General features: G+C 52.7%; 11 protein-coding genes. 4 read left to right on the top strand and 7 right to left on the bottom strand.

Annotated features, from left to right (window positions below; translation table 11 throughout):
* The first annotated feature begins 426 nt into the window (after positions 1 to 426).
* From folD to LKK83_RS24135, 4 genes are all read left to right on the top strand, one after another.
* Entirely contained in the window at positions 427 to 1,323 is an 897-nt protein-coding gene (folD, locus tag LKK83_RS24150) for a bifunctional methylenetetrahydrofolate dehydrogenase/methenyltetrahydrofolate cyclohydrolase FolD (RefSeq protein WP_324633965.1), read from the top strand.
* A 133-nt stretch (positions 1,324 to 1,456) separates the two neighbouring features.
* Positions 1,457 to 1,618: a hypothetical protein gene (locus LKK83_RS24145; protein WP_324633964.1), complete on the top strand. Its 162-nt coding sequence runs from the start codon at positions 1,457 to 1,459 to the stop codon at positions 1,616 to 1,618.
* Complete coding sequence (gene crtE, locus LKK83_RS24140; RefSeq protein WP_324633963.1) at positions 1,609 to 2,535, top strand: geranylgeranyl diphosphate synthase CrtE; 927 nt, start codon at positions 1,609 to 1,611, stop codon at positions 2,533 to 2,535. Before LKK83_RS24145 ends, crtE begins: the two co-directional genes overlap by 10 nt.
* Positions 2,536 to 2,549: 14 nt before the next feature.
* A complete protein-coding gene (locus LKK83_RS24135) occupies positions 2,550 to 3,005 on the top strand; it encodes a divergent PAP2 family protein (RefSeq protein WP_324633961.1) in 456 nt (151 codons plus the stop codon).
* A 134-nt stretch (positions 3,006 to 3,139) separates the two neighbouring features.
* Here LKK83_RS24135 and LKK83_RS24130 read toward each other — a convergent pair whose 3' ends face one another.
* The 7 genes from LKK83_RS24130 to LKK83_RS24100 all read right to left on the bottom strand — a co-directional run bounded on the left by LKK83_RS24130 (position 3,140) and on the right by LKK83_RS24100 (position 13,405).
* A complete protein-coding gene (locus LKK83_RS24130; protein ID WP_324633960.1) occupies positions 3,140 to 3,811 on the bottom strand; it encodes a hypothetical protein in 672 nt (223 codons plus the stop codon).
* Positions 3,812 to 3,867: 56 nt separating this feature from the next.
* The gene (locus LKK83_RS24125; RefSeq protein WP_324633959.1) at positions 3,868 to 4,191 is read right to left on the bottom strand and encodes an MgPME-cyclase complex family protein; all 324 of its coding nucleotides are present in this window, start codon (positions 4,189 to 4,191) and stop codon (positions 3,868 to 3,870) included.
* Positions 4,192 to 4,294: 103 nt separating this feature from the next.
* Positions 4,295 to 5,236, bottom strand: a complete 942-nt coding sequence (locus LKK83_RS24120; RefSeq protein WP_324633958.1) for a sialate O-acetylesterase — start codon at positions 5,234 to 5,236, stop codon at positions 4,295 to 4,297.
* Complete coding sequence (locus tag LKK83_RS24115) at positions 5,233 to 5,952, bottom strand: pyridoxine 5'-phosphate synthase (protein ID WP_324633967.1); 720 nt, start codon at positions 5,950 to 5,952, stop codon at positions 5,233 to 5,235. Before LKK83_RS24115 ends, LKK83_RS24120 begins: the two co-directional genes overlap by 4 nt.
* A gap of 113 nt (positions 5,953 to 6,065) precedes the next feature.
* The gene (locus LKK83_RS24110) at positions 6,066 to 8,315 is read right to left on the bottom strand and encodes a caspase family protein (protein WP_324633956.1); all 2,250 of its coding nucleotides are present in this window, start codon (positions 8,313 to 8,315) and stop codon (positions 6,066 to 6,068) included.
* A 297-nt stretch (positions 8,316 to 8,612) separates the two neighbouring features.
* The gene (locus LKK83_RS24105; RefSeq protein ID WP_324633955.1) at positions 8,613 to 10,148 is read right to left on the bottom strand and encodes a 2Fe-2S iron-sulfur cluster-binding protein; all 1,536 of its coding nucleotides are present in this window, start codon (positions 10,146 to 10,148) and stop codon (positions 8,613 to 8,615) included.
* 29 nt (positions 10,149 to 10,177) lie between these two features.
* On the bottom strand, positions 10,178 to 13,405 hold the full coding sequence (locus LKK83_RS24100; protein ID WP_324633954.1) for an FHA domain-containing protein: 3,228 nt from the start codon (positions 13,403 to 13,405) through the stop codon (positions 10,178 to 10,180).
* Between the last annotated feature and the right edge of the window lie 542 nt (positions 13,406 to 13,947).

The following is a 13,947-nucleotide window of genomic DNA, read 5'->3' as shown; positions in this document are numbered from 1 at the left end:
GGGGACCGGGGGTCAGTCGCTCGGCTTATATCCCCACGGATAAATCCGGGGGCTTTACGCCGATTCTCGGTAAAAATTTGGGGATTATAAGATTCGCCCCTGGGTTTCGGTGACGATCGCGCTTTTTCGCGCGGCTGCTTATCACCTATGTGATTGGTGGTGGGCAATGCCCACCCTACTTACTTTTTTAAGTGAGTTAGGGTCAAGGGCAACGAGGCTCTGGCTCGGGTGGGCGTTCCCAGGCTGAGCCTGGGAACGAGGTGGAGGAGAGGGGGATTTATGTGAAAAACTTAAGTGAAAATAGGGGGAATTGTAAAGACGAGCCGGTTCGGAGAAGAAAAGCAACTTGTTATGAGAAACTAATAAGGCGATGCAAGGTGAGTGCCATTAGAGTACACCTTGCCAAAGACTCAACGCCCTTTTGCTATGTCCGACTCCATCGAAGATAACACTGCCTTAATTTTAGACGGGAAAGCCGTCGCCAAAAAAACCCAAAGCCAACTGCGATCGCGGGTAGAGGGTTTGCAAACCAAAGCCACTCGTCCCCCCGGACTTGCGGTGCTGATGGTAGGGGACAACCCCGCCTCCGCATCATACGTCCGAGGCAAAGAGCGAGCCTGTGCCAGAGTGGGAATCGACTCCTACGGGCGGCATTTTCCCACCGAAACCCGGGAAGAAGAGCTGCTACAGGCGATTGACGACCTCAACCAAGACGATCGCGTAGATGGGATTTTGGTTCAGCTACCCCTACCCCCCCATATCGACCCGGTTGCCGCCATCAATCGCATCCATCCCGATAAAGACGTAGATGGACTGCACCCGGTGAACCTCGGACGATTAGTACGTGGCGAACCGAGTTTACGCAGTTGCACCCCCCTCGGGGTGATGCGCTTGCTGCAAGACTACGACATCGAGGTGAAAGGCAAAACAGCCGTCGTCGTCGGGCGCAGCATTTTAGTCGGCAAACCGATCGCCTTGATGCTGCTCGAGGCAGATGCCACCGTGACGATGGCCCATTCGCGATCGCCCGACTTAAGCGCCATTACTCGCAGTGCCGACATCCTGGTAGTTGCGGTGGGACGCCCAGAACTGATTACCGCCGAAATGGTCAAACCCGGGGCCGTCATCATGGATGTGGGCATCAACCGGGTGACGGACTACTTCGGCAAGTCCTCCCTTACCGGGGATGTGGACTTCGATGCAGTGAAAGAAGTGGCGCGATATATCACCCCCGTCCCCGGTGGCGTGGGACCGATGACAGTGACCATGCTGCTGCAAAATACGGTGGATAGTTACAGCGATCGCCTCGGATTGGAAGGATGACCCGAGACTCGGGGAATGAACTCAATGGCGGAAACGCAACCCCGCCGCCGTGAGTCACCCCCGAAAAAATCGGGATCGGCAAACGACCGCTGACCCGTAGAATAGGGGGAGAATTGAATCTCGGCTCAGAATCTTGCCAAAAGCTGGCATACTGAGAATTCCGAGCTTTGTTTACCAAGGGTGGGCGATCGGGGCAGACCCCTGCGGCGACCAACAGGCCAAGGAGACGCGCCGATCGCCCACCGACGAGCAGCAGGTGAGATCGCAAGTACAAGGGAGGAAGGGATGGTCTTGACCAATCAGACGGATTTCCCGCAAAAGGAATCGGAATTTGACCTCAAAGCCTATTTAGCACAACGAAAAGCCCTGGTAGAAACCGCACTGGATGATTATCTGCCGGTAAAAGCGCCAGAGACAATCTATGAAGCGATGCGCTACTCCCTCCTCGCCGGGGGCAAGCGCTTGCGACCGATTCTATGTCTGGCGAGTTGCGAACTGATCGGGGGGACGGTGGAGATGGCGATGCCCACCGCCTGCGCCCTGGAGATGGTTCACACCATGTCGTTAATTCACGATGACCTGCCGGCGATGGATAATGACGACTACCGTCGCGGTAAGCTGACCAATCATAAGGTGTATGGTGAAGACATCGCCATTCTCGCCGGCGATGGCCTGTTGGTCTATGCCTTTGAAGCGATCGCCACCTACACCGAAAACGTGCCCGCCCCGCGCGTATTAGCCGCGATCGCCCGCTTAGCCCGTGCCTTTGGTGCCGAAGGAGTGGTGGGCGGTCAAGTTGTTGACCTGCAATCTGAAGGCCGGTCGGATATTTCTGAGGAAACCCTGCATTTCATTCACACCCACAAAACCGGGGCATTGTTAGAAGCTTGTGTGGTCTGTGGGGCAATGTTGGGCGGGGCGACAGAGGCTCAATTGCAGCATCTGTCTCGCTACGCGCAAAATATCGGCTTGGCGTTTCAGATTATCGATGACATCCTCGATATTACAAAAACTCAGGAAGAGTTGGGCAAAACCGCCGGCAAAGATTTGCAAGCCCAAAAAGCCACTTATCCGAGTATCTGGGGACTCGAAGAATCCTACCACCAAGCGCAACAGTTAGTTCGAGACGCGAAAGCCGAACTGGCTGAATTTGGCACACCCGCGATTCCTTTAATCGCGATCGCGGATTTCATCACCACCCGCAGTAATTAAAGGTGCTTCACACCATGCACGAGATCGGCACTATCATCGACAACCGCGTGCTGCTGGTTGCTACCCTCGCCTGTTTGCTGGCTCAAACCACTAAGTTAATTATCGAACTGGCGCGCAATCGCAAGTTCAATTTCCGCGTACTGGTGGAAACCGGGGGGATGCCAAGCGCCCACTCTGCCCTAGTAACAGCTTTGGCAACCGGCATCGGTCAAACGGTGGGCTGGAACAGTACCGAGTTCGCTTTAGCGACGATTTTTGCCATTATCGTGATGTACGATGCGGCGGGGGTGCGCCAAGCGGCGGGGAAACAAGCGCGCATTCTCAACCAAATCGTGGATGAGATTTTTCAAGAAGACCACGAATTTAACGAAAATCGTCTCAAGGAACTGCTCGGACATACCCCGTTTCAAGTGATCGTCGGCGCGCTTTTAGGCATCGCGATCGCATGGATGGCCGGTCAGAGTTATTGAATTTCCCGGGAAGGGTCGATCGAATTGAGGGGGGGGGAACCAGAACCGATTGAAGGGAGTGGATAAAGGATAAAGGGTGGCGGTTGTGCTTGAAAACTTCACCCAAAATCCCTTTTCCAATTTCCCTTTCCATTTTATTGTCCGCGCACGGCAGTGTCGAGCAAAATCACGTTGCGGCTATCCACCACCGTAACCCAAAATCCGCGATCGCTGAGGGTCTGCAATACTCGATTCGCCTTTCCTTGGTTCTGCGTGTACTCGGCTAACAAATACGGGCGCTGCCCATAAGACACTAAGTCAATCTCTTTGTCCAAAAATTCCCGCAACTGTGTAGCCACTTGGGGATTATTGAAAAAATCCACCAACACCGCATAGCCGCTTCCCAATGGTTCCGGATTGTAGGACGGGGAATTGGGATTTGGCGAGGGGGACACAACCTCTGCCGGATTTGCACCGGGGGGACGCGCCACAAATGCGGCTATCCCCAAATTCCCACTTAGATATTGCGCCCATTCGTTCGCCACCGCGAAACCATCGAAACCGCCAATCCGGGTGACGGTTTCGTCTAAATAATTACATACCGTGGCGTTGATGCTTCCGCGCAGCAAATCCCGCACTTCCTCTATCTGTGCGGGGGTTTCCGTCTCCACTAAAACCAGATACTCGTCGGCGAGGGGCGGTTCGCACGGCGGATAAGTGGATTGAGCTTTAGCACAAACCTGCACAAATGTCAAAGCGATCGCGCTGAGCAAAGCAGAACGGAGAAAATGACGCGCGAGCCTCGGAAGGGGGAAGTTGTGACGCATGGCTGTTCTGGGTGGTGGATATCAATGACTTGTCGGCACAATGCCGTAGCCTTTCCTTACTGTGCCACAGATGCCAAGGGATCTCGAATGGATTCGCTCGGAGCCTCAAACTGCCCGGTCAGCACGTATTCCAATCGCAATTTTAACCAGGTAATAAATTGCGGATCGGTGGAAATCACCGCCACGGCAGGTTGAGGGCATTTGGCTTTCACCTCAGCCATCTGCGGGGCTTCCAAAAAGGCCGGTTGTTTCACCAACCAAAAATCAATCTCTTTTTCCTTTTCCTGGTAGTAGCGGGTGCGCTCGCGCAACACTTCCTCAAAGGGTTCTTCCTCTAACAAGAATTTTTGACTCGCAAGAAGGTAGTGATAAGTTGTCATCGTGTTTTTTTTCAGCGTAAAAGTCCCGATCGAGTATCGTACAACATTCTGGAAACCCTGGATGATTCAAATTAAAACTGTAGATTTTTTTTGCAAATTTTTCTCATTTTTCCCGGTCGGTTTTTGAGGGTTGCTGCAGCTTCCAAAAGGCTTCGGCGAAGCGATCGCCGATGATTCGATAGCTTTCAGTGGTGAAATGATCGTCGGGTTTTTGTTCTAGCCCATCGGTGGTTATCATCCCCCCATTGGGCAATTCTAAACCGCGCTGCTGGGCTTTCACCATCTGCCGGAAAGGGTTGGGTTCTCCGCTAGGGTGTGGAGCAATTTCGGCAAAAACCACCGGCAGATCGGGCAGCCCCAAGTCGTTGCGAAAATCGGTAACAAAGGCGGTAAATTTCCGATCCCAGGTGTAGGGAGAGCGCTCGACTTGCGAATCGGCTTGCGGATCCGTTCCGTCGGCTTCTCCTTGAAAAAACAACAGACCGGCAATCTTTCCCATTGTGGAGGCGGCGCGCACCCGCTTGAGACAGGATCCGTAAAGGGTGCGATCGCTCATCGATCGCTGCCATTCGGCGATCGCGGTTCCCGCTTTCGCGCAGGGAATCAACCCAATGGGCGGCTCAAAACCGCGCTCTAACAACCCGCGTGCAAAAGCCATCCCCGGACTAAATCCGGCGGCTTTATCTTCCGAGACTAAATCCACTTGATTCGTGGCATCATCTGTGGGTTCGCTTGCCAGATGCCAGCGATAATCGTTACCAAACAGAAAAATGCGCGGATGGGTGGGGGTTCCCGAGGGAGGCATTTTGCCGCGCCCGGACATATTGGACTGTCCGGCTAAAATAAATAAGGACAATTTCCCGCGATCGCCCGAGGGTACCTCACCTTGGTGAGGCTCTGGGGTAACGGTGGCTGCTGGTGGCGGGGGATCCTCTGGGGAGTGGAGGGCGCTGCGCCAATTCCCCACTCCGAACCCGATCGCGGTACCCACCACCAAACCCACCAGTAACCATAAACCGGCTTGGGTTGGCGGTGTTCTCATCATTCCCCACGGATGGCGAGTTTCATTTCGCGTACCGCGCGCTCTAAACCCACGAGTGCGGCGCGGGCGATAATCGTGTGACCGATGTTGAGTTCTTCCATTCCCACAATGCTCGCTACGGGATAGACATTCCAGTAGGTCAAACCGTGACCGGCATTGACGCGCAACCGGGCGGCGATCGCATCGGTACAGCTTTTGGCGAGTACCGCCAATTCGCGTTCGCGATCGGCTTCGGTTTTCGCTTCTGCATAGCGCCCGGTATGCAGTTCGATAAATTTCGCCTGGGTCTTGACAGATGCCTCGATTTGTGCATTGTCCGGATCGATAAATAAACTCACCGGGATATCTGCCGATTGCAAGGTATCCACCACGGTTTTCATGCGATCGCTCTGACTGGCCACATCTAAACCGCCTTCGGTGGTCACTTCTTCCCGCCGTTCGGGGACCAAGGTCACGTAATCCGGTTTGACATCCAGGGCAATTTGCACCATTTCATCGGTGGCCGCCATTTCCAAGTTTAAATGGGTGCGGACCGTTTGTCGCAAAAGGCGCAAGTCGCGGTCCTGAATGTGCCTGCGATCTTCGCGCAGATGCACCGTGATGCCATCTGCACCCCCCAATTCTGCAAACACCGCCGCCGCCACGGGATCCGGTTCTACGGTTCGCCGCGCCTGTCGAATGGTGGCAATATGGTCGATATTGACGCCGAGTGTAGGCAATGCCAGTAGTCTCCTCATCTGGGTGTATGTTGCGGTTTTCATTGTATCGGAAACTGGGGCGATCGCGAGGGATGCCCCTGGCGCATGGCCTTTTTTCTCATCTGTGCGCCTTTTCAGCGCCAAACTTTAATGGTTTTATCCCAACTGGCACTGGCGAGGGTTTTGCCATCGAGACTAATAACCACGGAAAACACATCGCTCACATGATCGGTGAGGGTTTGCAGCTCTTTGCCGGTTTTCAGGTTCCAAATTTTAATTGTATTGTCATCGCTCCCGCTGACGAGAATATTCCCTAACGGACTAATGGCGAGAGTGGTCAGTTTGTCCGTATGACCGGTGAGGGTTTTTTGCAATTCCCCGGTGTTTAGGTTCCAAATTTTAATGGTTTCGTCCCAACTGGCGCTGACGAGGGTGTTTCCATTCGGCGCGATCGCCAATGCTCTGACTAAATCTTCATGTCCGGTGAGGGTTTTTTGCAATTCCCCGGTGTTCGGGTTCCAAACTTTAATCGTATTATCCCCCGCGCCGCTGACGAGGGTTTCGCCATCGGGTCCGAGGGCCAGTGCCCTCACCGGGCCGCGATGATCCGTGAGGTTGTAGAGAACCGCCCCGGTTTCGAGACTCCAAATTTTGATGGTGTTGTCTGCACCGCCGCCGATTAGGGTTTCTCCCCTCGGCCCGAAGGCGATCGCGTACACCGGCCCGCTGTGACCGCTGAGGGTCATCTCTAAGGTGGCGATCGCATTTTCTGCCTCCGGATCGAGTCTCCAGATCTTAACCGTGCCGTTCTGACTGGCACTGGCAAATCTGTCCCCACTCGGCGCGAGGACAATTTCTCGCACTAAGTTAGTATGCTCTGTGATATTTTGCCGTTCGGTGCCGGTTTCCAAATCCCAGATTTTAATCGTATTGTCCCAACTGCCACTAATCAACCAGCGCGATCGCGGGTCGATGGCTAACCCCTGCACCGGTTCGGTATGACCGGTGAGAGTTATCGGTTCCGAGCGAGGTAGGCGGAATTTCACCGCTGGCGGCGGCGAAGGTACCGGAGGCGGTTGGGGCGCGGGACTTGGTTGGGGCGCGGGTTTGGTCACTGGCGTCGGCGTCGGTTTGGAAGTCGGTTGTGACGGCTCCACGGTTTCGGAAAAGGGAGCCGGAGATATCATATATTTAAAAGTCGCATAAATCCCCCCAATCAATCCGACAGTCAGGAGTACGGCGGCAAGGGTCAGGATTTGATACAGCCTTTGCGATGAGTCAGGATAAAGCGGCGCTTCAATCGGTGCGACGTCTACATCCGTCAGTCCCAAAATATCCTGATGCAAATGTTGCAAGCTTTTTTGGGTTTCCGCACTTGGGGGCAAGTCTTCTAGCTGCTTGACCGCTTGCACCACTTCTTTATAAAATTGAAACTTCGCTTTGTATTCGCGATAGGGTTTTAAGACCTCATCTTGAATGTCTACCGCCTCGGTTTGATGCAATTCCAGACTATCTCTTCGCAAATCTAAGGCTCTCAAATTCAATAACGAAATCATCCCGTTATTGCGCTGCACAAAATTTTCCACCGCTTGGCGATATAACTGTTGCGGCGTCTCGGTGGGGGTTTTGGCAATTTGGATGTTTCCGATTTCGGGCAGGGCGTAAATCGCCGGTTGCAGTGCCGGGGCGCTCATTTGCACTTTGCTGCTGGCATATTCGTGCAATTCAAATAAGGTGACAATTCCATCTTTATTGCTGTCTGCTGCACCAGTTTCCATTCCTTCGATAAAGTAATGGGTGTAGGTGGACAATCCGGTGCTTTTCTGTTTGGCAGAATACTCGAAGCAGTTTTTTTCGGGATTCGGATGGGCGATGGGAGGGTGAAGACTGTCGCGGGATTGAAAAAAGGTCGAACCGGTTAAAACTGCTTTTCCATATCCGCCCAATTGCTGCTTGATATCCACCAAACCAATTCCGCCGCTAAAGTAGCAGTCGAGAATAATCACCTGTTGCTGGGCGACGCTGGTGTACATGAGTGCCTGCAAAAAGTCCGCCGCTACCGCTGTGGCGCTGAGATTCGCCAAATCGGTGTTGCGGGTGGCGAAGTACAAGGATCCGTTTTCGTCGGAGATCGCATGCCCGGAATAGTACAGCAGCACCAAATCTTCCGTGGCGCGATCGCGCAACAGGGTCTCGATGCCAAACCGGATGCTCTGCAGATCCGGATCGAGGAGGGTTTGCACCTGCGCTTCGTCAAATCCCCCCTTATCCGGTTGCTGCAACACTTTCGCGATCGCTTCTACATCCCGTTTTGCCGTGGGTAATGGGGGTAGGGATGCCCCCTCTACCCCTTCATAGTCACTGACGCCAATCAGTAGTGCCACCCTTTTCATTCCGGTTTCGATTTCGTCTGAATGCTCAACTTATCCAGTTTCCCTCTATCTGTACCATTTGTACCGCCTTTTCGGGAATTTCTTTATCCGGAAATCTTGAAACTCCCGGTTTGTTCCAGGTTAGCAACTGGGGGATCGCCTTTGCCAACCTCCCCTCGACCGCAATTTTTGGCGAGGAAATTGTCAGTTGCTTATCAGATATAAAAACGGGAGAGACGCACACCGCTGCGTCTCTCCCGTTTTAACACGATCGCGCCAAAGGGGGTGGCGCGCGCGATCGCCCCCGGGTTACGCCTCGATCGCCACTGGTCCTTCTGGGAAGGCGATACAACTTAAAATGTAACCGCGATCGCGATCGTCTTCTTCCAACCCCTCCGGATACCCCTCATAACGCACCTTCCCTTCCAGTTTTCGCACCTTGCAACACCCACAAACTCCACTGCGACAAGCGCTTTGCATCTCCACTCCTGCATTTTCAGCAACTTCTAAAATCGATTGTTTGCCATTACAAGAAATCTCCTGTTTCGACTCGGCAAAATAAATCGAATTCGACTGGGATGGCGGTAAATTAATTTCCGGTTTTGAGGCAAAATTTGCCGTCCCCTCAGTGGCAGATGCTTGTTCCGAACCCGGGGTTTTGCTGCTGGAAAATAAACCCCAAATTCCCTTTCCTTTTTCGGGGGATTTCACCGGGGAATTCGCTTGGGGCGGTGGGGATTGAGGTTGGGGTCGTTTCGGCGGCGATCCAAAACTTTCTTCGTAATAATTGGCCATTGGAAAGTCCAGGGATTCGAGCAGAGTTTTCACCCCGGACATAAAAGGATGCGGACCGCAAACGTAAACTGTGCGATCGCGAAAATCGGGGGCGATTAATTGCAGCATCGCTTCATTGAGTCTCCCCGTAAATCCGGGCCAACTGCAACCTGCTTGCGATCGCGTGGTGGTAATCGCCAGATGAAAATTCCGGTGACGGGCATCCATCAATTCTAACTCAGAGGCAAAAATAATATCCGCCGGGGTGCGCGTACTATGGAAAAACACGATATCCCGTTTTTGTTCCGTATCGCAAATCCATCGCGACATGGACATCATCGGCGTAATTCCACTTCCGGCGGAAATTAGCAACAGTTTATCATTCCAATTATCCGCACAGGTAAATTTGCCCAACGGCATTTTTAAAGTTAGGCGATCGCCCACTTGCAAATTATCGTGCAACCAATTCGACACCACACCGGGCGGCGCATCCGGTACATCCGCAGGCGGCGGAACTCGCTTGACTGTAATCTCTAAAATTTGCGGTCGCGAGGGAGACGAAGAAATCGAATAAGACCGCTGCACGGATTTGCCATCAATCTGCAAATTTAACGTTACAAACTGACCCGGTTGGTAAACAAACCCTGACGCCGATTCGCTTTGCAATCGAAACGTCTTCACATCCTGTGTTTCATCAATAATTCCCACGCAGCGCGTCATTATTTTCCGCACATTTTCTGCTGACTCTCGGGGTTTGTCCACCCCTTGGATGCAGAGTAAAAACGGGTCGATTTGAATCACACATCCGGGTTTAATGAGATATATTTCGTTAATTTGTGCATCTTGATTGTAAATTTTCGACCCGACAGAACTGCCCAAATCGGTAAAATAATATCCGGTTTCGGTAGAGATAATTCGCCCGTGAACCCGGCTCACTTCGGGACTGGGTAACACTAAGGCACAGCTTTGATGTCTGCCGATCGCGCATTCGCGATTTAACATTTTTTCCGGTTTCAATTCCCGTTCGGTAAAAGTGCCTTGTTGTTGGTTGACAATTTTTAGTTTGAGCATTGTCTTCACTTTCAATAAGTCTACTAAAATTAATCCGCGACCTGATGAGAACACAGTATCAAAACCCGGGTATGTTCTGCGGTACAGATAACGCGAGTCAAGGAATTATCCGACAAACTTTGGCCGGGTAAAAGGGTTTCGAGAGGCTGAAAAATATCCCCTTGCAATTGCTGCACCTGTGCCGCACCACTCATCAGCAATCGCAGAGTAGAGGTGGGTTGCGAACCGGCGCAAATTTCCTGTGGCGGGTCGTAAACGCGCACCTGTGCATCGCGGGCGAGGGCAATCAAGGCATCGGCTTGCAGATATTTAAACAAACTATGTTCAAACAGCCATAACAGCTTTTCGAGGGTAGAAATAGGGGCAGTAGAGGGGGGACGTTTTTCCCAGGAAATTTTCAGGGTCGGACCGTTTAACGTGCCGAATTGCACGATCGCCCCAGATTCGATCGCCACCGGTTGATTGCCCACCGCGCGATCGCCGATTCGCACTCCGTTACTGCTGTCTAAATCTTTGATTCTCACCCCGCTGTCATCCAGGTAAAATGCCGCATGGTGGCGGGAGACGCGGGTATCGGGAAGGACGATATCGTTATCCAGTCCTCGTCCTACTCTCACTACAGCGTGCTGAAAAATTTGGGGTCGGTCCAAACCTCGGGGACTTTCCGCAATCAAGGTGGGAACCCGGGCGACAGTGCGATCGCTGGCTGGATGTAAGAGGTGTTGTGCGGTTTCCTGGAGAAACGGCGAATTGTGCGAAGCGAGGCACTCGCGGGCGCGATCGCGACCTTGTTGCGGATCGAGCTGATACAGAGCATACAAACTCGCCGCCTGAATCGTCGGGTCTGGGTCTTGCAGCAGTTGGGCGATCGCCGCGATCGGGGGTGCTTGCGGCACTTGCGCCGGGGTGGGACGCCGCACCATCGTGGCATCCCCGCGCGGATCCCCCATCTCCGGACGCCGGATCTCGGTGACATCTTCCGATCCGGTGCCAAACCCAGGACGCCGCGCCACTGTTGCTTGTGAGGCACTGGCGGTTTTTCCCGGACGTCGCGCCACGGTGAGGTCCGGGGGGAGTTGGGTGGGAGAACGACGCACCACCGTGGTAGAATCTTGGGGAGTCGAGCGGCTCTTTAAGTGCGAAACAATGGTGGGAGCGAAGGCGCGATCGCGGGGATGGTTTGGCAGCAACGTGAGGATATCGTCGCTCAAGCGATCGCGCCACTTCGAGCTGTCGCATTGCAGTAAATCGGCGATCGCCTGACCGGCGAGGGCACCTGCAGATCCGGCAATTCGGGTGGCGGATTCCCCTTCGCCGAGGATTTCTAAAATCCGCAGCAGTTTGGCGGCGATGTGATGCTGTTTGTTTCGCAGCAGCGATCGCAGCAGCACAAAAACGCCGCCGCGCGCATCGGAACTGCTCTGACTCAGCGATCGCCCTTGCAGTGCCACATTCTGAAGCTGCACTAACAACGCATCCGCCGTTTGCAACATCGCACTATCTTCGTTGAACATGCCCGCTAGCACTTGGCGATGTTCCGATTCGCGAATGTGATAGGTCTGCTGCAAGCGCGCGATGGTCTGGCGCTGGGACTGATACGCTTGTGTTAACGGGGTGCCCCGTTCCACCAAGTCTAACAACAGGTGTTCTAAGGATTGGCGATAGCTCTCGATTCGCAATCGGTCTTCCGCGCTGCGTCGGCGATCGGGGTCGGGCAACTCTCCTTCAATCCCCAATTCGGTTAACACCCGCTGATGTTCCTCCTCCGTGAGGTCCAGTTCTTCCCGCAGGTCGTGCAGTACGGCCAAACTGTGCGAATAATCTATATTACCATCTTCTAAGGCTTCGCGCAAGACTTCTTTGTAAATCAACAAGCGATCGGGCAATACCTTGGCTAACACGTAAATTTCATCCGCACTTAGGTCTTCGATCGCCCGATTGGGAAAATATTTCGATACCGCGATCGCCCGCTTTTTCAGTTGACGACGCAAACTGGTTGCTTGTTTTTCGCGATCGTACCCCGCTTGGGTGCGCGTTAGGGTTTGATACAACCACAATGTACTCACCAATGGCACGAACCAGTTAAACAATACCTGTCCCGTTTCTGGCAACTTCATCACCGCCGGACGTCCGCCAAAAATGAAAAACAAATTAAACGCTAAAAACGTGGCCACGGAAAACACGTGATGGGTAACTTGTTCGTCAGTTAAGGGTTTTTTAATCCGATACCGATAGCGCTTGTAAGCGTTTTCCCCCCAGCGAAATATCCCATAACTCAAGCTGCAAAATAACGCCAGGGTCAGGGGAACCGCTACCAGGTTGGGAATGGCGATCGGCCTAGTTCCTAAATGCAGCCCAAAGGGGTCAAAAATTTCCCACCCTGCGTCTCGATGAGTCCAGTGACCGGAAAAATAATAGGCGAAATTTCCCGCATAAAAAAAGTAGTACAAAAAGAAGCCCACCACCAATCCCACATAGCCGTATTGAATCAGTTTGCGCCCCGGTTTGTGCAGGGCGTCCCAGTAGGAATCTTCCGCATCAATGTCCATGCAGTGCGACTTACAGCCCACGCAGTTCATTTTTTCTCCGCCGTTTCTCTCCAGGGTGCGACACATGGACTGGGTGATGCTTCCTCGGGGTTGTTGATGCGCTTCGCTTCCCAATAATCCTCGCGGTCCGGTGTAGACTATTTGCACAGGCGACATGGGACAGAAATAATGACACCAGGTTCGCCCGCCGTACAAATAGCCCACAAAAATTGCTGCAAAAATCGTCAGCAGCAAGAAACTTCCTAACGCCAACCGATTGAAATCCAGTAACACCAAACGCAGGGTTAAGCCGAGAAATAATAAGCCGAATTGCAGGTATAATTGATAGCGACCGAGCCATGAATCCGGACGGACGCGCTTTTTGAGATTGATTCCCAGTCGTTGCGGCATTTGCGAGAAAAATGCCAAGGGGCAAATGCGCCGCCATGCTTCGTGACCGAAGACTAACAGCAACATGACGGCGCTGGGAACTACCATTCCCCAAAAGATGGTAGACCCCATTTCATAAGGGTGGCGATCGTAAATACAGTGGTTTTTAAAGGGAATGCATTTCTCGGGATTGACTCGAAAGGGACTGAGGGCGTTTTCCGGATGCGTCAAGGCGGTGGAAATCGGATCGTAAAATAAAGAGGCAATTAACAGCAACCAGCCTATTGCTAGCAGCCATTTGACTTTCTGCATGTATTTTTCGGGTATTTTATCGAACATTGCGCCGATGTCTCCTGTTATTAATTACGCTGCGATCGGGGTTTATCGTGACCTTCGTTCCCAGGATTCCGCCTGGGAACGCACTTTCGGAGGCTTCGCCTCCCCCAGCAGTGGGTGTGCAATCTCATTTGCACGCTTGTTGATGAATCTTCAGCAACATCGCGGTTCCTCTGTCGTTGCAACTATATATCAGTATGGCCCGTTCGTCGGGTAACTGACGATATAGAAAAGTTGATAAAAGTTGACATGTTTGCGGGAAAAGTTGGCCTTTGCTGGGGCGGCGATCGCGAAAAGTTGATAAAAGTTGATAAAAGTTGATATCTTTGCCCCAAACCCTTGACAGCAACTCTTCCCTTGTGTTAAACAGAGTGTAATCTAGTAGAAAGTGTCGAGGCAAAAAACGCTCAAACCTCGAACCGCAAAGGTTTCCACTGCGGTGGTTTTCCCTAAATGCCGGGGGAATAAGCGATAATCTCTATGGCGATCGCCGCAATGGGATGAATACAATAAAAACAGACGTTTGCAAAACTACCATAACTTAA

It is taken from the genome of Phormidium sp. CCY1219 (assembly GCF_035615515.1).
Taxonomy (GTDB): Bacteria; Cyanobacteriota; Cyanobacteriia; order Cyanobacteriales; family Laspinemataceae; genus CCY1219.
This window is presented reverse-complemented; position numbering and strand designations above follow the sequence as displayed.

What these genes read in the sequence shown, in the direction of transcription:
- folD (WP_324633965.1), top strand. Translation starts at nt 427, where the DNA reads ATGTCCGACTCCATCGAAGATAACACTGCCTTAATTTTAGACGGGAAA.
- crtE (WP_324633963.1), top strand. Translation starts at nt 1,609, where the DNA reads ATGGTCTTGACCAATCAGACGGATTTCCCGCAAAAGGAATCGGAATTT.
- LKK83_RS24135 (WP_324633961.1), top strand. Translation starts at nt 2,550, where the DNA reads ATGCACGAGATCGGCACTATCATCGACAACCGCGTGCTGCTGGTTGCT.
- LKK83_RS24130 (WP_324633960.1), bottom strand. Translation starts at nt 3,811, where the DNA reads ATGCGTCACAACTTCCCCCTTCCGAGGCTCGCGCGTCATTTTCTCCGT.
- LKK83_RS24125 (WP_324633959.1), bottom strand. Translation starts at nt 4,191, where the DNA reads ATGACAACTTATCACTACCTTCTTGCGAGTCAAAAATTCTTGTTAGAG.
- LKK83_RS24120 (WP_324633958.1), bottom strand. Translation starts at nt 5,236, where the DNA reads ATGATGAGAACACCGCCAACCCAAGCCGGTTTATGGTTACTGGTGGGT.
- LKK83_RS24105 (WP_324633955.1), bottom strand. Translation starts at nt 10,148, where the DNA reads ATGCTCAAACTAAAAATTGTCAACCAACAACAAGGCACTTTTACCGAA.
- LKK83_RS24100 (WP_324633954.1), bottom strand. Translation starts at nt 13,405, where the DNA reads ATGTTCGATAAAATACCCGAAAAATACATGCAGAAAGTCAAATGGCTG.